Source organism: Chlorogloea sp. CCALA 695, from assembly GCF_003003885.1.
Taxonomy (GTDB): Bacteria; Cyanobacteriota; Cyanobacteriia; order Cyanobacteriales; family Chroococcidiopsidaceae; genus Aliterella.
This window is the reverse complement of sequence record NZ_PVWN01000007.1, coordinates 1-21,722: the sequence shown is the minus strand read 5'-3', so window position 1 is coordinate 21,722 and position 21,722 is coordinate 1. Positions and strand designations below refer to the sequence as shown.

The 21,722-nt window shown below is 43.2% G+C and carries 21 protein-coding genes and 2 pseudogenes; 14 read left to right on the top strand and 9 right to left on the bottom strand.

Annotation, left to right across the window (positions count from 1 at the left end):
* Positions 1-103 precede the first annotated feature (103 nt).
* On the bottom strand, positions 104-271 hold the full coding sequence (locus C7B70_RS26875; protein ID WP_199192086.1) for a hypothetical protein: 168 nt from the start codon (positions 269-271) through the stop codon (positions 104-106).
* 104 nt (positions 272-375) lie between these two features.
* Here C7B70_RS26875 and C7B70_RS05650 point away from each other — a divergent pair, with 104 nt between their 5' ends.
* Positions 376-2,784 (top strand): GH116 family glycosyl hydrolase, encoded by a 2,409-nt coding sequence (locus C7B70_RS05650; RefSeq protein ID WP_106368090.1) that lies wholly within the window; start codon positions 376-378, stop codon positions 2,782-2,784.
* Between the two features lie 52 nt (positions 2,785-2,836).
* On the opposite strand, the gene C7B70_RS05645 is transcribed toward C7B70_RS05650, so the two are convergent.
* The 3 genes from C7B70_RS05645 to gshA form a co-directional block, all read right to left on the bottom strand.
* The gene (locus C7B70_RS05645) at positions 2,837-5,161 is read right to left on the bottom strand and encodes a LysM peptidoglycan-binding domain-containing M23 family metallopeptidase (RefSeq protein ID WP_146134009.1); all 2,325 of its coding nucleotides are present in this window, start codon (positions 5,159-5,161) and stop codon (positions 2,837-2,839) included.
* An 807-nt stretch (positions 5,162-5,968) separates the two neighbouring features.
* Entirely contained in the window at positions 5,969-6,430 is a 462-nt protein-coding gene (locus C7B70_RS05640) for a tRNA (cytidine(34)-2'-O)-methyltransferase (RefSeq protein WP_106368088.1), read from the bottom strand.
* Between the two features lie 178 nt (positions 6,431-6,608).
* Positions 6,609-7,748 (bottom strand): glutamate--cysteine ligase, encoded by a 1,140-nt coding sequence (gshA, locus tag C7B70_RS05635; RefSeq protein WP_106368087.1) that lies wholly within the window; start codon positions 7,746-7,748, stop codon positions 6,609-6,611.
* A gap of 713 nt (positions 7,749-8,461) precedes the next feature.
* Here gshA and C7B70_RS05630 point away from each other — a divergent pair.
* Positions 8,462-9,181 carry a hypothetical protein gene (locus C7B70_RS05630; RefSeq protein ID WP_106368086.1) on the top strand — a complete coding sequence of 240 codons (720 nt, stop codon included), beginning with the start codon at positions 8,462-8,464 and terminating at the stop codon, positions 9,179-9,181.
* A 300-nt stretch (positions 9,182-9,481) separates the two neighbouring features.
* Positions 9,482-10,138 carry a hypothetical protein gene (locus tag C7B70_RS05625; protein WP_106368085.1) on the top strand — a complete coding sequence of 219 codons (657 nt, stop codon included), beginning with the start codon at positions 9,482-9,484 and terminating at the stop codon, positions 10,136-10,138.
* Positions 10,139-10,210: 72 nt separating this feature from the next.
* Here the strand turns inward: C7B70_RS05625 and C7B70_RS05620 are convergent, their stop codons facing one another.
* Positions 10,211-11,128, bottom strand: coding sequence for a histone deacetylase (locus tag C7B70_RS05620; protein ID WP_106368084.1), 918 nt, complete (start codon positions 11,126-11,128; stop codon positions 10,211-10,213).
* 104 nt (positions 11,129-11,232) lie between these two features.
* On the opposite strand from C7B70_RS05620, the gene rnc reads away from it, so the two are divergent.
* The gene (gene rnc / locus C7B70_RS05615; protein ID WP_106368083.1) at positions 11,233-11,952 is read left to right on the top strand and encodes a ribonuclease III; all 720 of its coding nucleotides are present in this window, start codon (positions 11,233-11,235) and stop codon (positions 11,950-11,952) included.
* On the opposite strand, the gene C7B70_RS05610 is transcribed toward rnc, so the two are convergent.
* Positions 11,924-13,867, bottom strand: coding sequence for an ATP-binding protein (locus C7B70_RS05610; RefSeq protein ID WP_106368082.1), 1,944 nt, complete (start codon positions 13,865-13,867; stop codon positions 11,924-11,926). The genes rnc and C7B70_RS05610 overlap by 29 nt on opposite strands.
* 307 nt (positions 13,868-14,174) lie before the next feature.
* On the opposite strand from C7B70_RS05610, the gene C7B70_RS05605 reads away from it, so the two are divergent.
* The gene (locus tag C7B70_RS05605; RefSeq protein ID WP_106368081.1) at positions 14,175-14,885 is read left to right on the top strand and encodes a dihydrofolate reductase family protein; all 711 of its coding nucleotides are present in this window, start codon (positions 14,175-14,177) and stop codon (positions 14,883-14,885) included.
* On the opposite strand, the gene C7B70_RS05600 is transcribed toward C7B70_RS05605, so the two are convergent.
* Complete coding sequence (locus C7B70_RS05600; RefSeq protein ID WP_106368080.1) at positions 14,871-15,464, bottom strand: hypothetical protein; 594 nt, start codon at positions 15,462-15,464, stop codon at positions 14,871-14,873. The genes C7B70_RS05605 and C7B70_RS05600 overlap by 15 nt on opposite strands.
* 8 nt (positions 15,465-15,472) lie before the next feature.
* Between C7B70_RS05600 and C7B70_RS05595 the strand changes: the two are divergent.
* From C7B70_RS05595 to C7B70_RS05585, 4 genes and pseudogenes are all read left to right on the top strand, one after another.
* Positions 15,473-16,286, top strand: a pseudogene (locus C7B70_RS05595) (IS5 family transposase).
* Positions 16,287-16,613: 327 nt separating this feature from the next.
* Complete coding sequence (locus C7B70_RS26870; RefSeq protein WP_199192085.1) at positions 16,614-16,901, top strand: hypothetical protein; 288 nt, start codon at positions 16,614-16,616, stop codon at positions 16,899-16,901.
* The gene (locus C7B70_RS26865; RefSeq protein WP_199192084.1) at positions 16,886-17,200 is read left to right on the top strand and encodes a tyrosine-type recombinase/integrase; all 315 of its coding nucleotides are present in this window, start codon (positions 16,886-16,888) and stop codon (positions 17,198-17,200) included. Before C7B70_RS26870 ends, C7B70_RS26865 begins: the two co-directional genes overlap by 16 nt.
* Positions 17,197-17,685, top strand: a complete 489-nt coding sequence (locus C7B70_RS05585) for a single-stranded DNA-binding protein (protein WP_199192083.1) — start codon at positions 17,197-17,199, stop codon at positions 17,683-17,685. The genes C7B70_RS26865 and C7B70_RS05585 overlap by 4 nt, the downstream gene beginning before the upstream one ends.
* Positions 17,686-18,167: 482 nt before the next feature.
* Here C7B70_RS05585 and C7B70_RS05580 read toward each other — a convergent pair whose 3' ends face one another.
* Positions 18,168-18,449, bottom strand: coding sequence for a helix-turn-helix transcriptional regulator (locus tag C7B70_RS05580; RefSeq protein ID WP_106368079.1), 282 nt, complete (start codon positions 18,447-18,449; stop codon positions 18,168-18,170).
* A 235-nt stretch (positions 18,450-18,684) separates the two neighbouring features.
* Here C7B70_RS05580 and C7B70_RS05575 point away from each other — a divergent pair, with 235 nt between their 5' ends.
* From C7B70_RS05575 to C7B70_RS05555, 5 genes are read left to right on the top strand one after another with little or no spacing between them, the layout of a single operon-like run.
* On the top strand, positions 18,685-18,960 hold the full coding sequence (locus tag C7B70_RS05575) for a hypothetical protein (protein WP_106368078.1): 276 nt from the start codon (positions 18,685-18,687) through the stop codon (positions 18,958-18,960).
* Positions 18,960-19,745, top strand: a complete 786-nt coding sequence (locus tag C7B70_RS05570; protein WP_106368077.1) for a hypothetical protein — start codon at positions 18,960-18,962, stop codon at positions 19,743-19,745. Before C7B70_RS05575 ends, C7B70_RS05570 begins: the two co-directional genes overlap by 1 nt.
* Before the next feature lie 9 nt (positions 19,746-19,754).
* On the top strand, positions 19,755-19,973 hold the full coding sequence (locus C7B70_RS05565; RefSeq protein WP_106368076.1) for a hypothetical protein: 219 nt from the start codon (positions 19,755-19,757) through the stop codon (positions 19,971-19,973).
* A 3-nt stretch (positions 19,974-19,976) separates the two neighbouring features.
* The gene (locus C7B70_RS05560; RefSeq protein WP_106368075.1) at positions 19,977-20,168 is read left to right on the top strand and encodes a hypothetical protein; all 192 of its coding nucleotides are present in this window, start codon (positions 19,977-19,979) and stop codon (positions 20,166-20,168) included.
* 13 nt (positions 20,169-20,181) lie between these two features.
* Positions 20,182-20,550: a hypothetical protein gene (locus C7B70_RS05555; RefSeq protein WP_106368074.1), complete on the top strand. Its 369-nt coding sequence runs from the start codon at positions 20,182-20,184 to the stop codon at positions 20,548-20,550.
* Positions 20,551-21,165: 615 nt separating this feature from the next.
* On the opposite strand, the pseudogene C7B70_RS05545 reads toward C7B70_RS05555, so the two are convergent.
* Positions 21,166-21,722, bottom strand: a pseudogene (locus tag C7B70_RS05545) (IS630 family transposase); the annotation flags it as partial.

Sequence of the window (21,722 nt, the reverse complement as noted above, 5' to 3'; positions counted from 1 at the left end):
AGATATTTATTAGCTATGAATCTAAACTACTAGGTAAAAGCGGTTTAAGAGTATTGGCGATCTTATTGCTTCAGATAGAGAAAGATTTGTTAAAGAAGCGTTTTTAGGTGTTGCGGCGAATAGATAGCTTTTTTGTGAGTGACTTTAGGCGATCGCGCCATTTTTCATCAACTTCTGCGGTTAAGTCACATAGTTCTTCAGCTTTTTGTTCAGTTTCTTGAGCTAGAGATAGTAGTTCAAGTAAAATTTTCTCATCTGGAAGTTGTTTCATGAGAGTTTTAATAGAGCGATCGCATAATCATTTGAGTTTAAAACTTTAGCAAGCGGTTTAAAGAAGCATTTTCAAAATTGCTACCAAAATCGTAAGATGATGAGATGAAAAATCACCTCTTACCCCAAATTCCCCCTTGTACTTGGAATCGTCCCATTGGCTTAGGATGGGACAAACCCTACACTGTTCGCAATCCTAGTAACCTTGATGATGGTGCTTGGCATGGTATGCCTTTAGGTGGCTTTGGCGCGGGTTGTATTGGGCGTTCTTCTAAAGGCGATTTTAATTTGTGGCATATTGACGGGGGAGAGCATACTTTTAAAAGCATTCCCGCTTGTCAATTTAGCGTTTTTGAACAGCAAAGCAATTTAGCTTATGCTTTATGTACAGAAGCTCCAGAAGACGGCACTTTACAAGCTTGGCAATGGTATCCAAAAGATGGCGGTACATACCATGCTCTTTATCCTCGTAGCTGGTTTGTCTACGAAAATGTATTTCAGTCTCAGCTAATATGCGAACAATTTTCACCTATATTGCCGGATAATTACCAAGAAACTAGCTATCCTGTGGCAGTATTTGTCTGGAAAGCTGCTAATCCTACCGATAAACCGCTAACGCTCAGTATTATGCTGACATGGCAAAATATGGTGGGCTGGTTTACAAATTCGATTAAATCTCCACAAGTGCGAGTTAGAGATGATGGTAGTCCAGTTTATGATTATGAACCGCGTTTAGGACAAAGTGCGGGAAATTACAACGTTTTAGTAAAAGACGCTAATAGTCTAGGTTGTATTTTAGATAAAGTTGGCAGCGACGTTGTAGAAGAAGGGATAGGACAATGGGCGATCGCAACTTCGACTAATCCTAAATACCAAATATTCCATCATACTCGCTGGAATCCTACAGGTACAGGCGCAGATGTGTGGCAAAGCTTTTCTAATGATGGTACTTTACCTAACTATATAGATGAAACACCAGTTGCTGATGGCGAACAATTAGCAAGTGCGATCGCCATTAAATTTACTCTAGAACCGGGAGAAAGTCTAGAGATACCTTTCGTTTTAGCTTGGGATTTCCCGATAACTGAATTTGCGCCAGGAGTAAATTATTATCGTCGCTATACAGACTTTTTTGGACGTAACGGTCACAATGTTTGGGCGATCGTAACTAATGCTTTACAACAATACCATTCTTGGCAAAAGCAAGTCCAAGCATGGCAGCAACCAATTATTGATCGCGTTGATTTGCCTGATTGGTTCAAAATGGCTCTATTTAACGAGCTTTACGATTTAACTAGCGGTGGTACGTTGTGGAGTGCGGCGGATGAACGCGATCCAGTCGGACAATTTGCCGTCTTAGAATGCTTAGATTACCGTTGGTACGAAAGCTTAGATGTCCGGCTTTATGGCTCTTTTGGTTTATTAATGCTGTGGGCAAAATTAGATAAATCTATTTTACGAGCTTACGCTAGAGCAATTTCAACAAGCGATCGCACTCTTAGAGAAATTGGCTACAACCAAGCTACAGGAATGCGAAAAGTTGCCAATGCAACTCCCCACGATTTAGGAGCGCCAAACGAACATCCCTGGGAAAAAACTAACTATACAAGCTACCAAGATTGCAATTTATGGAAAGATTTACCTAGCGATTTTGTCTTGCAAGTCCACCGAGATTTTGTCCTCACAGGGTCAACAGATTGGGAATTGCTGTGGGATTGTTGGGATGCAATTGTCCAAACTTTAAATTACCTCAAAACCTTCGATTTAGATGGCGACGGCATCCCAGAGAACTCAGGAGCGCCCGATCAGACCTTTGACGATTGGCGTTTGCAAGGAGTTAGCGCCTACTGTGGCGGCTTGTGGTTAGCAGGACTTGAAAGTGCGATCGCTATTGGCAAAATTTTAACCAGTTATCCCCCGGAGCATCCATTAGGAGAAATTCTCACGTCTCCTTTAAATCAACCGCCCATTAATGAAACTATTGCTATTTATCAAACTTGGCTAGAACAATCGCGCCCAATTTATCAAGAAAAACTCTGGAATGGGCAGTATTATCGCCTTGATAGTGAAAGTGGCTCTGATGTAGTTATGGCAGATCAGTTGTGCGGACAATTTTATGCGCGATTACTAGGCGTGCCTGATATTGTAGAAAGTACTCGCACTCTTTCTAGCTTAAAAACTGTCTACAATGCTTGCTTTCTCAAATTCCACAATGGAGCTTTTGGCGCTGCTAATGGCTTAAAAATTGATGGTTCCCCAGAAAACCCCGATGCTACTCATCCCCTAGAAGTCTGGACGGGAATTAACTTCGGACTAGCGGCTTTTCTGATTCAAATGGATATGAAAGAAGAAGCATTAAAGCTAACCCAAACCGTAGTAGAGCAAATTTACAACAATGGGCTGCAATTTCGTACCCCTGAAGCGATTACAGCCGTCAGTACATTCCGGGCTTGCCACTACCTGCGCCCAATGGCGATTTGGGCAGTTTACGGAATGCTAAGTAACTTTAAATAAGAAAAGAATTGGGAATTTGAATCTTTCCCAATTCCCAATTCCCCATTTCCAATTACCTAGACTTTGGTAACAAAGCAATAGGATTAACTGCACCTTTGCCACTAGGACGTATTTCAAAGTGGAGGTGAGGCCCTGTACTGCGCCCCGTGCTACCCATTAGGGAAATTTGCTGCCCCTGGTCTACAAATTGACCAGGCTGCACCAAAAGTCGATAGTTGTGAGCATAGCGGGTCAAAGTACCGTCAGCGTGCTGAATGTCAACTAAGTTGCCGTAGCCTCCCTTATTCCAGCCTGACTTAATTACTACACCCGGTGCGGCGGCAAATATGGGCGTACCTACAGGGGCAGCAATATCAATTCCTCGGTGCATTCGTCCCCAGCGCCAGCCGTAGTTAGATGTTAATGCACCGCGTGCTGGCCAGATATAACCGTTTAAAGGAGCTCCCCCATTAGGCTGAGGCAGGTAGTTCATAGCCGGATCTAAGGGGGGCAACTCTGGAATAACTTGCCGTGCAGGAAAAGATTCGTTGGAATTATCTCCACTTACAGGAGCGGTAGCTACCCTACCTCTAACGCTAGCTGGAGCCGAGTAATTAACTCTATTTATTAATTGCTTTTGAGTTACAGGTTTTAAGTCTTGATAGGTTTGAGCAACTTGAAAGTCTGGATTGATCGGTTCGTTATCTAACTTCGCGCTAGGTCTAACTACTTGTTGTGATTCGCCTTTTACCGCCCGTACTAGCACTATAGGGTTGCTGCTATTTTGAGCATGGTATTTTTGCTTTAGCTTCTGTACGTCGTTTTGTAGTTTCTGGGCGTACTGCACTTGCAGGTCATTTAGGGCTGTTGGCTCTAGTGGCTTTGCTTCTACTTCACCAGGAGTATTCCCGCCTACACCAGTGTAAGCTGGTGCGGGTGGGTTTGTAAGTACAACCTCTTGTGCCGTAGCTACAAGCGGCACCTTAGCGACGGATGGCAGCGCCACCACAGGTAAACTGTTTGTCTGTGCGGTTGGCTCTACTTTTTCAATTGGTGGTAAAACGGCAACGTTTGCTTGAGGTGTCATGCTAGTTAAGCTAGGGATCTTGATCTTTTGATCTACTAGCAGCAAGTCAGGATCGGACAAATGGTTAAATTTAGCCACTTCCGGCAAAGATAGGCGATGGGCTGAAGCAATAGTTATCAGCGTATCTCCTGGTTTTACTTGATACTCTGATGTTGTGGCACTTACTATAATTGGTTCGTTGACGCTAGTTACTATTTCTTTAACGGGAGAAGAATTTTCTACTGCTTCCGGTAGCGCCTGGGTGGCTATTTGTTGCTCGTCAACGGCTTTTACTTCTGTAGAGGTAGTATTTGCGGATGGGGCTACCGACGCTGGCGGGACAAATCCTGGCGATCGCGATATTGCTAACTGCTCTGTTGCAGTGCGATCGCCTGGTGCTGCTGCGGCAACCTCTGTTGGCGTAGTAGCTAAGTCGTGATTGCTTTGTGTCTGCGGTAATACAATTACTTCTGCTTGTAGCGGCGCTGCAAATTCCCGGCTTTGGTCGCTAGTTGCTGCTACTAAGGCTTGACTCCCAATGTTTTTTGGTAACGTCCCTTCGAGGTTCGGGGCTGCAACTACTGCTGGTTGGCTAAGGGTAGTTACTGGTGGCGCTAAATCAGTATTATTAGGTACTTGTACTACAGGATTGTTTAAAGGTCTAGAATTTTCTTTACTTTTTAAGCCATCTATTAGCAGCCTTTGCTTTGCTGTCCAACCACTATTTGCTTCTACATTAAGGGGTGATCGCACTTCTGAGGGGCTAGAAGCGACAACTATTTGATTGGGGACAATCTCTATTGCTCGATTTTGAACAACTTCTGCTTCTCTAGTAGCCTTAATTGGCGCGAAGTTTTGTTGTGCATTGCTTGCAGTTATGGACGATAAGGCTTGGGTGCGCTCTAAAGTGCTTTCCTGCTGATGTTGCCGAAGTCTTAGAGCAAGACTTCTATTAGCCACGGGAGGTTGGGATACTAACTCCTCAGAGGGCTGTAGCACTGTAAACTTTGTTTTTGGGGCGCTGGATTCAACCACAGGAGCCGGATGATTGTAAATCGGTGCAATAGCTTTTTTGGCTGTACTGTAAGGCGTGGATGGCACTACTTGAGGTCTTTCTATAGGCAATGCGCTTACTAACGGTACTACTTGTACTATTTCTGGGGCGCTGACTTCGCCCTGCGTTGATGAGCTACTTACCTGTGGCAATTGTGCCGCTTGTGTCAGTAAAAGGTTTGGCGTTCCTACCGATACTGTTAAACCAATGATGGCTGCCGATGTCCGAAATACCCGCACCTTTGGCTGTAATTGTTTTTCCAGTGCATTCTTACTCATCTTGCAACTGGGCAAACCTTTAATTTTTTTAGTCGATGTTCGTTTCAAAAACGACCTCCTAGAAACACGCTTTGCTTGACTGCTGTTGATTTATCTAATCAACAATCGCCTCGCTTTTACAATACTACTATTTTGTTTTCGTCATCATCCAACCGACATAATTTACTTCATATCTTTTGAATAATTAATTAATTTACACAAGTTTACACCAATTTGAAAAAATTTCAACACTTGAAAATTTGGCAAGTAAATATTAATTGCTGGCTATCAAGTAATTATCATCGCTCTTGAGTAACTACTAGGGTGAGATTTCTTTAGGGCGATCGCCCCAGGGAGCAGATTTACCCAAACCCAAAGATTTAGCATAGGCGATCGTTGCAGTCCTGCGCTAAGATTAAGCAAAATTTTGTAACATAACCTCACGTTCAACGTACTTTGATTAATTAAAATACCACTGCAAAGTTAGCTAATAACTTCTCTAAAAAGCAAGGGCGATGAGCAAATTATTTTTTGCCAACACAAATTAACGATTTTGAATATCAAGCTGCTCAAGCCTATACTAGCTATGACATTGGTTAATTATTTATCTTGCCAATTAGTTTAATTAAAATCGCAGAAGTTGACGCTAGATAGTAGCAGACTTGCTCAATTAATATAGGAATTTCTTATCATGCTTTGGGTGGCAAAGTATCTAATCACTGTGTTAAGAGTAAAGGCTTAAATAAATTTCTTAAAAGCAGGTATAATCAGCGCTAATCAACCTTAAAAACCCTGAAGTTAGCCGTAATTTTACGAAGAAAATTAGGGTTATTTTAGCAATCCAACTTGACGACAAGCTTCAAACAAACCTACAGCTACGCTTACCGATAGATTTAAACTTCTTACTCCCGGCTGGCTCATAGGAATGTAGGCTGTTTCTTGACAAGAAGCTAAAAGCGTTGGGGGCAACCCAGCAGTTTCACTACCAAAAAGCAGCCAATCGTCTATTTGAAATTGAATGTTTAAATAACTACCTTTGCCCCTGACGCTAAAGCCAATAGTGCGCCCTCCTTTTTGCTGCTGGTACAACTGAAAAGCATCAATGGAATCGTGATAGTGGAGGTTTACATAGGGCCAGTAGTCTAAGCCAGCACGTTTGAGGTAGCGATCGCTAATTTCAAAGCCTAAAGGGGCAACTAAATGGAGTTGTGTACAAGTTGCGGCGCAGGTACGGGCAATATTGCCCGTATTGGGAGGAATTTGAGGGTTAATTAAGACAACTTGAGGCATTTAAGGCTTGTATTGCACCGGAGATACTAATTATGATGGACATCATACCTATAATTTTTATATAGGTTTAATTAATATTTAGTTTAGTTATTTGATTGATTAGGTATTCCGAAGCTTTAATCTGACTTTTGGCAAGATAAGTTGACATTTTATTAGCCAAAAGCCGATAGGAGAGAAATTAAGCAAGCAAAGACGGACATAACTTATCTTCTAGTTCTAATTCTTGCTCTGCCATCGCTACTTGAGCATAAGTCAGCACTTGCCGAGGATCGAAACCGCAAGAGTTTAATCTTAACCACTGCTGGGCTTCATTACCTTCGCGGAGCAGCTTTGCTAAGGGAGAGAGAAAACAGCTAAAACCTTTTTGCTTAGAGATATCCCATACTTGGGCATAAATTTCTTCAATCCAATCTCTAGCAACAATACTTCTACCATCTTGCCAGTGGGTTAAGGGAGCATCTAGGCTACTTGTCGCCGCCGCAATTTCATTGTTTTTAGTTACTTCTAATAACTCTGAAGGGGAGAAGATGCTGTTAGTAAGTGGATCTAGTCCCGGATTTTCGAGCAATTGCCAGAGACGAGCTTCAATTAAGGCAGTAATTGCTAGTAAGGAAATAGGACTCGTGACTAAATCGCAAATTCGCAATTCTACACGATTGAGATCGTAAGGACGGCGATCGCCATTGGGGCGCACAGAAGTCCACAGGTGACGCACATTTTGCATAGTCCCGGCGGCGATTTGGGCTTCTACCCATTCGATGTGATGGGCGTGGCTGGTAAATAAAGGGACATCTGTAGGAGTTTGTGGAAATAGACCCCAACGAGTAGAGTGATACCCAGTAACTCGGCTGTCTAAAAAGGGCGAAGAAGCGCTCAAGGCAAGATATAAAGGTGCTTCTACCCGCACAAGACGACAAGCTTGCATTAATAACTCTGGGTCGTCAATGCCAATATTTATATGGACGCTGGCGGTAACAACTTTAGTGCCGTAGGTCTGCTCAATATAGGTATGGTAGGGGTTCTGAGGGTCGGATCTATAAAAATTTTCGCTACCACCCAAGGATAAGGTACTACCAGGAATAAGAGTGTAATTACCTAGGCGCTGTAAAAACTTTCGCAACTGTTGCCGAGGTCGCACCAAGTCACATAATAGAGTGTCGTATTGGGTAGAGGGGGGGGTGATATATTCTACATTGCGGCTATCGGGTTCGCGCATATAACCGTCAACGGCGGCTATTATTTGGTCAGAAAGACCAACAATATCGCCTTGGTGCGTTCCCGTATACATTTCAATTTCAAAGCCTTTTGATAGCAGCACAGATTATTCCTCGGCTTTTTTTGTTTTTAAAAATTGTATCTAGCCTAGCAAAATGCTTCATCTGTCTTTAGAACAAAACCTTTGTCTAAAGTAGTAATACACTACTACACTGTTCGACTTACTTTTTGCCTTGGCTGACAAGCTTCAATTTTATCATCTATTTTTATAATCTTTGGCGGGACGTGCGATCGCGCAAGCGCGCACGCAGGGCTTCGCATTTTAGCAATTGGTTAACTCTAAACGCAGCAATTAATCGCAAATACGTAGTTTTAGCTAGATAATTAGGCAAATTTAGCATTAAATTGAGTTGTTGGACGTTTATTTCCCATTCGCTGCTTTGAGCGCCTAATATTTACTTTTTAGAGAACCTAAGAATTACTGTTTAAGGTTAATTAGCAATAAAACATATCAAAAATTTATTCAAGCAAAAATAAGTGGCTTAAATTAAATTCAATAAATTACAACTAAAGAAAGACTAAGAATTGGAGAATGTACATCTTTAGTCTAGTGAAGTTAGAGTTCGGCAATTGTTAGATTACAAAAGAGAAGCAAAAAACCAGCATTCTTGAAGCAAGTATTGAGGCAATAGCAAAGCTTTTCCCCTTCTTAAAATCTGCAATTGTATAGATGCTAAAGTTTGTAGGTTTATGTTTCTCAAACAGAAATCACACAAATGAACAATCTAAGTAGTTTACAACAACGGAGAAATTGTCATGAAACTAGATGAACAAACAGCTATGAACCAGCAAAATAAAAATGATAGCACTGCTACAGATGGTCAATTTTATATTAGAGCCGTAAGTAAAAAAATAAGTACTGAATTACCTAAAAATGAAAGCATTAAAGGTGCTTCCATGCCTAGAGAAAAAAGTTCTGATAATCCGCTTCAATCCAAAGGTCAAAAAGGTAACAACTTAAATAAAGTTTTGCTTGGTGGACTCCTGGGCGCAACTTTAGGAACGTTAGCGGCGGCGTTGTCGAATAAAAAAACCATTCAAGGCGCTAACCTTGCTGCTAAAGGCGTTGGGGATGCGGTAAAAAGCGTAGGTGAAGGTGTTAATGTTGCCGCAAAAGGCGTAGGAGAAGCAGCAAAAACCGTAGCTGAGGGTGTCAATCAAGGCTTAGTAAATCCGGTGGTAGATGCAATTAAAGATACCACAGAAGGGGCTAAAAAATCTTTAGAAAGCGTTACAGATAAGTTAAAGCAAACTGCTGACTATGTTAATCCTGCTGACCAAGAATTTGAACCTCAAACGACCTATGTTTTAATTCCTGTAGAAAAAGAGCGGATTATTGAGCGCACAATAATTGTTGAATCTGCGCCAAATGTAGATTCTGAAGAAAGCGTTATGCCAGAAGAATTGAATCAACCAAGTCAAGATTATGACCAAGCAAATCAATATAACGAGCAAAACTCTGATTTTAATGATTAAGTTTTGATCGCGAATGTTATTGATACTAAACCTAAGCAATAACGATTTTTCCTCAAACTTAAAAACCTATTTTTTGTAGGGTTAAGTGCGTGGAGCAATAAAAAACTACTTTTAAATTGTAAGTAAATCAAACTCCACGCCTTACAAATAGATTGTAATCAACAGTTGCTCAATTGAGAATTTATTTGCTGCCAAGATAGAAAAGGTTAGCAAATAGAACGACAGAAAGTGCAACTTGTTTAGTTAAGAAATGTCTGCTGACAATAATTTGATAGTTTTAGCCTTAAGGAGATAATTAAAATGAGCGATCGCATTTTGCTAGATAAAGATGTAACTACACAAGATCAAGCTACGGCTCAAGATCAGGTTGAACCAAATACAGATAAGGGATATAACTTAGCTACAATCGGCATTGGTGCAGTTTTTGGGGCTTTGATGGGCGCGGCGGCAGCAGCCTTTGCAAGTAAAATTACGATTGAAAGCGTAAACAATACAGTAAAAGGTATGGGCGATGCCGTTAAAGGTGCAACCGAAGGTGTAGGCAAAACAGTAAAAGGTGTGGGCGATGCCGTCAAAAATGTAGCGGAAAATGTAGATTACACTCTTAAAGATGTTGGTACGACTGTTAAAGGTACAGCAGAAGAAGTCAACGAAAATTTGAAAGGCACGGTAAATGTAGTTAAAAATACTGCTCAAAGCGTTAATTACACTGTTAAAGGGACAGCCGATGTAATTAAGGGTGCTAGTGAAAGTGTGAGCCAAAATGTCAGAAGTACGGTAGATGCTGCCAGCCAATCAGTATCAGAGGCAGAAAATCAGCCAGTAGAGGGTACGCAAAAGCCGACCGAAACTCAGACTGCTTACATTTTAGTGCCAGTAGATAAAGATAAATATGTGATGCAGAATCCTGACAGTAGTGGAATACCTACAAATTCTCCTCAAGTAAATATTCCGTAGGGGTAAGTTTCTCAATATCGGGTTAAAGCAAAGGGTATGGTGATTCCATGCCCTTTGCTGTAAGAAATAGTGTTAAAGGCTGTATTGACGATAAACCTGACTAGCGGCGCGGTGTAGCAAAGAGTGACGATACACTAAGCTCTTAAGATCGTCAGCATAACCGCCACCAATGACACAGGCAATGGGGTATCTAGCCGCAATACAGGTAGATAATACTTGCATTTCTCGGCGAAAAATCCCGGTATCAGTCATGGCTAATTTGCCTAAGCGATCGCTTATATGAGTATCTACCCCCGCATCATACAACACCAAATCGGGCTTAACAGCCGTGAGGATATCGGTTAGATAATGAGCCAAAGTTTGTAAATATTCCTCATCTTCCATTGCTACCGGGAGCGCAATATCTAAATCGCTAACTTGTTTAGTACCAGGAAAATTGACTTCGCAGTGCATCGAAAAAGTAAATACGCTGTCGTCATTTTGAAAAATAAACGCCGTACCATCACCTTGATGTACGTCTAAGTCAATAATTAAGATTTTGCAAGCAAGATTGAGATGCTGAATAACGCGAGAGGCGATCGCTAAATCGTTAAAAATACAATAGCCCGATCCGTAACTTGGAAAAGCATGATGAGTACCCCCCGCCGTATTGCAAGCTAAACCATATTTTAGGGCGAGTTTGGCTGTTAAAATTGTGCCACCTACGGCGATATTTGTGCGTTTAACTAAAGCTGGGCTCCAAGGTAAACCAATCCGACGCTGGGCTTTAGCATCTAAAGTTCCTTGTATATAAGCTTGGACGTATTGGGGAGTATGAACTAGCTCAATCAGTTGTTGGGATGGAGTTTCGGGAATAAAAAACTGCTCTATTTGGGCAACTTTATCGTTTAATAATAGTTCGTACAGTTGCCGAAACTTGGGCATGGGGAAACGGTGAGCTTGGGGCAACGGGACAACATAGTCAGGATGATAAATTAACGGTAAATCCATAGAGAGCAAAGAAAAGGCGGAGTCTTTAATTAATTTTCTAGAAGTCGATTAAACTATGCCAATAATATAGACAATTTGCGGAAATTTCCTGCTAAACAACTTCCATGACGAAATTGAGTTATCCGCCTCGCCAAAAGCAGTTAGAAAGCTTGCTGCAAATTTTAGGAGTTCCAAGTATTACTCAAGTAAAGTGGCAATTGTTAGATTTGGCGCTGACTCATCCTAGTGTCTCGGCGGTGGCAAATTACGAACAATTAGAGTTTGTCGGCGATGCGGTAGTGCGCCTAGTGGCGGCAGAGGTGTTGTGGGAAGTTTATCCAGATTGGAAAGTGGGAGAATTTGCGGCAATTCGTTCGGTATTGGTGAGCGATCGCATTTTGGCTTCTTTAGCAATTAGTTATGGGCTTGAACCTTACTTACTGGTAACTAGCAGCGACAAAGAGGGGCAGCAGTCAAGGTTAGCCGATGCTTTTGAGGCTGTATTAGGGGCTTTGTACCTGAGTACCCATACTTTAGAACTAATTAGACCTTGGCTCGATCCGCATTTTGTTCAATTAGCTACAGAAATTCGTAGCGATCCGGCGCGACTAAATTACAAAGCTGCCTTGCAAGAATGGACTCAGGGACATTTCAAAGTATTACCAGAGTATCGGGTAATTGAAACTCCTCAAGGGCATCGTTCTGAAGTGCCAGACGAGCGGTTTAGCGCTCAAGTTTGGCTGCAAGATCGGCAATTGGGGCAGGGTAAAGGACGTTCAATTAAAGCCGCCGAACAAGCCGCCGCTAGAGTTGCTTTTAGGACATTGAGCCAGCAGGGGGAGTAGCAATTAAGGGTGTTTTGATTGCTGGCAATTCTTGGGTTACGACAACCTTAATTAAAGGTAAAGAAATTGCTACCGTTGTTCCTTGGTCAATGCCTGCACTACACAACATAATACTCCCGCCCATGAGTTCAACTAAATTTCTTGAAATGGCAAGGCCTAACCCTGTACCGCCGAATTTTCGAGTTGTTGTGTCATCAGCCATCCCAAAAGGACGAAATAGTTTAGATTGCTGGGATGGCTCAATACCTATCCCTGTATCTTCAACAATGATGCTAATTCGCCAGTCATTGCTACTGGTTTGTGGTTCGATTTGAGTTTTAATGCTGATGCTGCCAATTTCCGTAAACTTAACGGCGTTGCCAATTACATTGATTAAGATTTGCTTTAACTTAGCGCGATCGCTTTTAACTATAATTGGCTCAGAGCTTTTAGAGACGATTAATTGCAAGTTTTTTTGGTGAATGTGGATTTTCTGTAAGCTAATTACTTCCTGCAATATCTGCTCTAGGTTTAGTTCTTCCATTACTAAAGACTGCTTCCCAGATTCAATTTTGGCAATGTCGAGCAAGTCGTTGATGATGCCTAGTAAGTGAATTGCCGCTTCTTCGGCTCGTTCTAAAAACTCCGCTTCTTCTTGCTTATCGTCGCAGTAGTCCTCTCGAACTAAACGAATGCAGTTGATGATGGCGTTGAGGGGGTTTCGCAGTTCGTGAGAAGTTGTGGCTAAAAAATTGCTTTTACTTTCGTTAGCAGCCTTTGCTTCAGTCCAAGCTCTTTCTAGTTCTTCGGCGGACAGTTGCAACCGTTTTACCATCAAATCGAGAGCGGAAGCTAATTGATTGAATTCCCTAATTTTAAAATTATGGGGCATCCGTTTTACTTCATGGTAATTTTGCAGCTTGAGGGCGTAGTTACCTAGTTGTTCTAAAGGTTCTGCCAATTCCCGCGCTAAACGCAGGGCTGTTAATAAGCTCGCACCTAGTAAGCTGAGAGTAAGTAAAAATAAAATTAATTTAATTTCTTTCAAGCCTTGTAGAGCTATGCTTTGGGGTGTTACAGCGAGTATTATCCAGTGTCCCCGTTCGGTAGAAATTGGGCTATCGATAGCTTTGTAGCTGGCTAGGAAGGTGTCGCCATTTTGGGTAAAGGAGAAATTATTTAAGTTACCATCATTTTGCCGCGCGATCGCATTGCTAATTATCTTTTTCCATAGCAGGGAATTTGGCTGTTGACTAATATTTTTTCCTACAAGTTCGACTGTTGGATGGGCGATAATTGTGCCATTTTCGGCAATTATTACCGTAGAGTCTGCCAGCATAAAATTAGCTGGCTGGCGAGTATTACTTTGACTGCTGCTTAAACTTGATTGCATTGTCAAGACATAACGCCGTTGAAGCGCACTGTTGTATACAGGAGCCGATAATATTAGCTGCATTTGTGCAGTAGTGGGCGATGAGGGTGCAAATACCGATTGAACCTGAATATTTTGCGCTTCGTAAAGCAAATCCCCTTGCTGTGACCACAATTCTTGTTTCATGACCCGATAGCGACTTTTGCAGGTACTAGCAATTAGTTTATCGTCTGGCAAGCTTGTAAGTTGAAGGCACTTAATATGAGTTGGGAGTTGAAGCAGGAGTTTTTCTAAAAATTGTCTAACTGAAGTCGGCGAACCCGATTTGAGCGCTGTAATTTGACTTGCTAACAGCATTGTTGTTTGCATAGTGGCAATTTGCGCTCTGATTTGTTTACTTTTTTCCCTGGCGCTGACATTAAGATGCTGAAGCGATGTTTCTAGCAATCTAGAACGGACTTGGCGAAATGCTACTACTTCGCCGATTAACAAAACTGGTAAACTCAGAAGTAATATTCTCGACAGTAGAATGCGACGAAAAGAGGATTGATTGAGCTTAACCATATAACAATGTCCTCAACGAAAAACAAAACCTAAAACTATGCAAGAGAACAGTGCTGACATTGGTTTCTTTCGGCTTACTCACGACGGGGCATTTCTTTAGGTTTTGTATATTTCTGATATCTACAGCTTGAGCGCCTTAATTCTCCAGACCAATTTTAAAAATATCTTGGTTTGAGAGCCGCTACTTACTACTTTAAGGTTGTAAAGGGTATAAATAATATCTGCATTTGTCATCATATACTGCTCTTTGGGAAAAAGCTGTTATCTATGTACAAGTGTCTTTTTGGTTCCAAACTAAGTCTGCGCGATGATACTACCTGACAATCGACCTTATACTACTGTTGTTTTGGCAATGAGCGCCGATGGCAAAATTGCGACAAAAGCGCGATCGCCTGCTCGGTTTTCGTCTCCAGCCGACAAATACCACCTAGAACAGCAAGTTGCCGCCGCCGATGCTGTTTTATTCGGCGCAGGTACGCTTCGAGCTTACGGCACGACTATACGTATCTGTGAGCCACAACTTATACAACAAAGATACCAGCAATTGTTACCCCCGCAACCTGTTCAAATAGTAGTTTCTGGTAGTGGAAATATTGATCGCCAATTATCCTTTTTTCGCCAACCTGTACCCCGATATTTATTAACCACAACTGGGGGTGCAAAACCTTGGCAAAATTCCTCAGAGTTTGAACAAATTGTTATCTGCGAAACTACCAAAAGTAAGATTAATTTGACTAATGCCCTAGAAAAAATCTTAGCAATGGGTTTAAAGCGTTTAGCAGTGTTAGGCGGCGGTGAGATTGTAGCGGCAATGTTGGCGGCAGATTTGATTGATGAATTGTGGTTAACGGTGTGTCCGTTGCTACTGGGGGGAAATAATGCCCCTACTCCTGTAGATGGAGAAGGATTTACAGAATTAATTGCGCCGCGTCTGGAATTATTATCGGCAAAAGTAGTCGCTGCGGAGGTTTTTTTGCACTATCGCCGCCAACGGGGAAGCGATTTAAGTATTCTGTAGAAGTAGCCTTGCCGTCATAGATTTTTTGTATGGTGAATCCCCAGGAAATAGTTTTGCTAGTTCGTCACCGGGAATAATTGTAGTGGTGAAGATGAAAGACGGATCTTGTCTGTAGCGTGAGTCCGTCTTAATCAAATTCATAAATTCTCTATGACCGCCGTGGCTTCTACCAACGAGGCAACCCGCCGAAGCAGTGCTGATATTGTTAAGCGGCAAATCGTAGCCCCAGTGCTGGTTAATGCCGTATAAACCAGTCGTAATGCGATCGCCTGTGCGTTTAAAATCCTTGTTAAAGTCGCGGTGTACCGACACTGGAGCCACTTGGACTAAAGCTTCATGGCGATCCTTTCCGTGAAGTCCAACCCGCCACGAGGTATATTGCCCGAACTTAATTCGCGCCGCGCCCCCGCTATTCATTGGGTTACGGGTATAGTAGTTGCCGGGTTCTGTGGTTGCTTCCCAGTTGCCGATTATTTGTGGCACTCCACCGACAATTTCTAAGAGGATGTTTGAAAAGTCGGTTAAGCAGTAAAAAAAGCTCTCAGGGCGTAAGCTGTAAATACTTAGATACAGCACCATTGAGAGCTATGAGTAAAGAAAACCCTAGTAACTTAACCCCAGAACAATTTGAACTGATTAGTGGGTTAATACCACCCCAAAAACCCGGTGGTCGCAAGCGTGAAGTCGATATTTTGGACATTCTCAACGCTATATTCTATGTGCTTTGTGAGGGCTGTGGATGGCGTGCCTTACCAGGGGACTTCCCAAACTGGCAGACAGTCTACACTTATTTCCGTAACTGGCGCCAAGAGGGAACGTGGGTGAAGATGCATGACGGGCTAAGGGCATGGATGAGAGTATCCTCGGAGCGAGAACCGAGTCCATCAGAAGCGATTATAGACAGTCAAAGGGTGAAAAGTGCGGCGTTGGTAAGTCAAGCGGTAGGATAGGATGCGGGTAAAAAAGTGAGGGGACGCAAACGCTTCCTGACAGTGGATACCCTGGGCTTAGGATTACGGGCAAAGATCGCCGCAGCTAGTGTCGGTGAGCGTGATGGTGGCAAACAAGTACTCAATCAGGTCAAACAAATGGGAACTGCCGTATCGCGCCTGCATAGGATCTGGGTTGATGCTGGTTTTGACGGCAACCCTTTCACTAGGTGGGTGATGGATTCTTGCCGTTGGACTGTGCCGGTAGTCCTGCGACCCCAAGAGTGCAAGAAGTTTGTCTTACTGCCTAGCTGGGTGGTGGAGCGAACCTTCGCAGGGCTGACTTGGTGTCGGCGGTTAAACAAAGACGTGCGAGCTACTCCCTGAAACGGCAGAGACCTTTGTCTACCTTGCCATGCTCCGAATTATGGTGAGACGATTGGCAGAAAATTTTACCCTTTATAACTTTTAAAACATCCTCTAAGGCTAATCCTACCCAAGCGGCTAGTTTTTCGAGCGTATTAATGTTCGAGGGGATATCGGTAGAAACTACTAGAGCAGTCATAACTTTATAGAGCAATAAATTAGTGATTTGCTTTCCAGCTTATTCCTTTATAAAGATGGCGTAAACTTCGGCTTCTATGGAAATCATGAAGATTACTGATGGCGCTCTATCCTAATTACAGGCTGTAGTTGACTTACTTTCAATTAATAGTTATTCTCTGATTTATTCCACTTTTAACCATTAATTAGACAAAAGAATAAGTTAATTATTAGCTAAAAGTAGAAGGTCGGATAGTTGAAAAATAATCGTTACGGTCAAGCTGCTATTATTTCGGAAATTGAATATCAAAAAATCCGCAAATCTTTAAGAAGTAAAAAATATAAGTTGCTGCTCGATATCGCCAGATTTACGGGAGAGCGTTGGGGGGCGATTGTTCAACTAAAAATAGAAGATATTTTTGATGGCGTAGGCAATCCTCTAGGAGAAATTACTTTCCCGGCGGGCATTCGCAAGGCTGATACCAAAGGCAAGCGCCACACGCGCGGCAAGTTCCTGTTCATCCCGCTTTGCACGAACTGTTAAGCGCGAATAAGCCCACGAATAATAATGGATGGTTGTTTGAAAGCCGCATTTGTCCCGGTACTCACATCACGCTTAGAGCGGCGGACTTGCTATTTCGCGGTGCGGTGGAGTCATGCAACCTTGCTCATAAAGGATTTAGCACCCATTGGACGCGGCGCACTTTTATTACTCGCCTCTGGGAAGCTGGGGTAGATTTGCACACAATTCAATTACTCACTGGACACAAAGATCCTAAAGCTCTTGTCCGTTATATCGAGGCTGACCCTAATCGCATTACTAAGGCACTAGCACTATTATGAAAATTTCTGTACCTCTGGCTTATCAAATGGGCTTAGTTGTCGCCCGTTTAGTTTCTGGACAATTTAAAGATATTGCTCAATTTGTAGCTATGACTCCCCAAGACTCTCAAACCTACTTGCAATTGCAGCAGTTAATTAGTGAATCGCTATCTCGAATTGCGATCGCCCTGGAACACATGATTCCTCCCCAGGCGGCTCCTAACTATCAGTTTGCTCTTGATAAATTTGCGACAATGGATTGGGAATCTATCGGCGCTGTGGTGGCTGATTACGACAGCGACGGGGTAAGCACGATTCTTTGGCGCAAACATATCTATCTGCGCCGCAGTTCCTCTAATAAGTTTGGGGCGGCGATTTGGTTTAGTAGGTGTGTTGGCAAGGACGAACGAGGCGAGAACAAGTACGAATGCCTGATCAAATTTAAGGCGATGTCTGACGCGGAGCCACTGCCACAGCAAGTAGCTTTACGCCGTGGATCAAAGTAATGATTTGGGCGGGATACAAGCCCTGTGAGATCGCCCGATCTACTTTTTCTTTTAGCAATAAGGCGCGATCGCTTTTTGTATTCCCACCGGGGATATGCACCCGGACGCACGAACCAATTACGCCGTTTTGCTTCAAGTAGCAGAATCTAAAATACTCATGTTTTGTGCCGCGACGAGAGACCCAGTATGTTTGTACCCATTGCGCGGATTTTGGTTCGTGCGTTGGTTTAATGAAGGGGACGCACGAACCCTTTTTTGGTTTTGTTGGTAAATCGTAGGTTGCTCCATAACAGCTATCTATTACCCAATCGGAGCCATCAGCCTCCTCATAGGCATCTATATTAAATAGCGATTACTGTTCTACTTCGTCTCGGATTAGGTCAGAAAGGGTGCGCTTTTTTGCCATACTTGTAAGCGGTGTACGCTAGATATTTCACCGAAGCCGCTCAAACTGTAGTAAGTTTGGGCGGCTTTTGGTTTGCTTATTCGGTTTGGGCTGGACGACTTGGTGGGCCAAAGTCATCGGGTAAGTTTTCAAACGGAATTCCCAAAGCAGAACACAAAGCCCTCATCTGAGGAATAGTCAGTTCTGGTTCATCCTCTCCACTCTCCCATCTACTAATAACTGACTGGTTAAGCGTTTTCGTTCTGGTCTTGTCAGGTATCTTTCCTGCAAGCTGAGATTGAGTTAAACCAGCAACCTCCCGTAAACGTCGCAGTACTGGCATATCATCTGGGTTTTCGCTTTGCTTCTTTCTAACCATTGTATATTGATATGCGTATACGCATTGATAACTTAATGAAATATGCGTAAGCTCATATTGATAGACGACATAAAAGGACAGGCATTTACTGGATGCCTCCGCCAAGAGAATTAAGTATGATGCCTGTCCTTTTGTCTCAGTTTCTCACTCCAACACTTGCCGCCGTAAGTCGTAGCGATCGCATTTGGCAGTAATAGGTCAAGAGGAAAACATCTGTACTAATAGGAGAACATTTGTGCAAACCAATCAGAAGAGCGATCGCACCGAAAGTTTAGGGGGTGAAGGTGAAACCATATTGATGCTATGTAACCACCGAGGAAAAGAAATCGCATGGCTGCGACAAGAGATTGATGAACTCAGGGCAGATAGAAAAAGCCTGCAATCAAGATGCAATGAACAGGCAGTAACCATCGATCTACTAAAAGCAAAGGTCAAGCAACAAAAACTAATCATCGGTGCAAGTGAGCGAGTAATTAAGGAAATCATCCACTCTTACCACCGCGAGGACTAATGAAACCAACAAGAGCCGAAGCAAACGCCGAAGTTTTACGAGAGCATTACCGCCAACTATTAGAGGAGAACGAACGCTTAAAAGCCGAACTTAGGGAAAAAAAGACAATTATCAATCGTGCCAAGGACATAAGCCCAGTCGTCCGCCCCAGGGCAAACCGAGTCTTCAAGCTAGATGTCGGCATGGCATTATCTCGCGTGACTGGTGGCTGGATACTCGAATGCGGAGAACTTAGACGCAAATTCAAAAGGCTTTCCACCACCTGGGAATTGGTCACTACTAACGGGCTGGAAATAAAGCATATTTTCATCAATGAGCCGATAAAGAAACGGGCGGTGGTTTCGTTGCCCGCGCCCACAATATCGCCCCTCGTTATTGATAAGGATTCATCCACCGATGAAAAAATCAAACTAATTGAGAAGTGCGCGATCGCCGTTCCTACCTCAATCGCTCAATCGCTGAAGGATTTTAGCCTAGAGCAAGTAAGCGCCGCCTTGGGTTACTACAAAGCAACCATCGCTAAAGGCAAAGAAATCAAGAGCGCTACCGGGTGGCTTTTGAAGTGTTTAAAAGAGGAATGGTATAAGAATTTTGTGCCAGAAGCCCCCGCTTACAGCCCTAAGATATTCACCGTTGCCAATTTACCCGATGTTGAAGTTGTACCCATGCCCAAAAACTGGCGGGAGATGGTTTTAGCCGCGCTTCCAGGAGAAACGCGCGATAGCGCCAGCGCGCTCGCAAAGCTTCGCGTCCAACAGCGCCTAGATAACCTCGTTCCTTACTAATAAAAACCCATGATTATTAAATCCATCAGTTACCAGAAAGTCAAAAACCTGGGTAACTACGAATCCGAGCGCCTAGAAGCAACTGCCACAGTTGTTGAAGACGAATGCGTAATCGAGGCGGTTAAGCAGTTACGAGCCTTTGTCGAATTTCAATTAGATGCCCCAGTCAGTCCCTTCCCGGACGAACATAACCCTTTATTTGACAATGTTCCCGCAGATAATTTCTAACCTATGTACCTCTGCAAATTACAAGGCGACCATTGGCTCAATTTGGCTCAAATTCGTTCTGTTGAGGTTGAATATGGCCCAAAAACGCTAGTTAAAGTTACTTGGATAAATGGTGATACCTTTACTTACCGAGACAAAGATGCAACGAAGTTGATGGAAGCCTGGTTTAGGCTATATTCCCGCACCCAAGTTTAGGCACTTGATACGCATGGAAACAATTGAAGTCCACAACATTTACACCCTTTATGAAATTGACGTTGAGGGCATCGACGTAGAAACCCCAATTTTAGGTTTTTCAAGACCTCAAGATTGGGGCGATTCTTCGCGCTGGCACTACGATCAATGTCTCGTGCAATTTTCTTATTGTGGGACGGTTTACATCAATAATTGCCACCTATGGCAAAACTTAGAGCGCAACAGCGTTGAGGCATTCCAGCAAGTCGCCTCTTATCTGTTTATGGTGTCGATGCCTGGAAGCATAGAGCAACTAGCAGGGAAGGAGTTTCTTGACGGGGATGATTTTTGGGATGCTCGTTGGGGCGACTTGCCGCCTTACTACGAGGAAGACGATTATTAGCCGCCTGACGAGCCAGATTGACCCCCTGGCGAAACACCGCAAAGAGATCCGGTGTCGCGGCTTGGGTCCAAACCAAAGCGTACTAGCAAGCATTCCACCACTATGAGACCTCAATGGTGAAGTAGGCGCTCGTTGCCTTTTCGATTTCATAGGCGCTTGTGGTGGAAGGCGCGATAGTCCCTACTATGCCTGGGCGATTCGTCGCTCGGAACCCGCCTTAAAAGTGAATTAGGCGCTCGTGCCTATGGGTGATTCGCAGGCTTGCATAGCTAGGTAAAAAGGCCTCACCGCAAATAAATAGGAGAATACACAATGCGAGTTGTAGGACTCGACGTATGCAAGAACTCTGTAGTTGCTTGTGTGCTTGATGCTGCACCGACAGAACCACGACAGTTATATTACAATTACAAGTTCCCCAGCTTTTTCACTAATATCCCTCTTTTGTCACTCTGAGTAAAGAAAAAACAAACTAAAACTTGAAAAAGCTTGTACTGTATATCTTTTACCCTTTGTTTTCTAATATCGGAGTTGATTTGTAGCCGTTTTGCCCAAAGCCTTATCTAACGCAGGTTCTAAATTTTACTCTCCTGAAAGTGACAAAAGAGGGATATAGCGCTACGGAAACACGTTAGGACAGTGTTTAAAGGCAGCATCAACACAATCACGAAAGCTGTCAAATTCACTCCATTGTTGTCGCATCCAATTCTTCAGGACAAACCACCAAGGCTCAATCTTGTTCAAATCTGGAGAATATGGGGGAAGATACCACAACTCACATCCAGCCTCTGCTACAATCTCATCAATTGTCTGGGAGTGATGAAAACTTGCATTGTCAATGACGATAACATCGCCTGGTCGCAATTGAGGGATAAGACACTGCTCTAACCACATCTCAAATAAGTTACGGTTACAGGAGCAAACATTTGTCATCGGTGCAAACACTTTCCCTTGGCGTAGCGCTGCAATCCAACTGACACGCTCAGTACGGCTGCCAGGTTTGAGAGCGTAAAATCGTTGTCCAACGGAGCTGTAGCCATAGGGATAGTCATCTCGGTTGTCAATGCCTGCAACACCCGTCGTAGACGAGCTGTTCGACCGTTTTCGTTTTCAGCCGTTCTCGGAAAGCCTGACGCTGCTGCTCGTCCCGTTCTTGATATCCGTAGGTCTTTTTT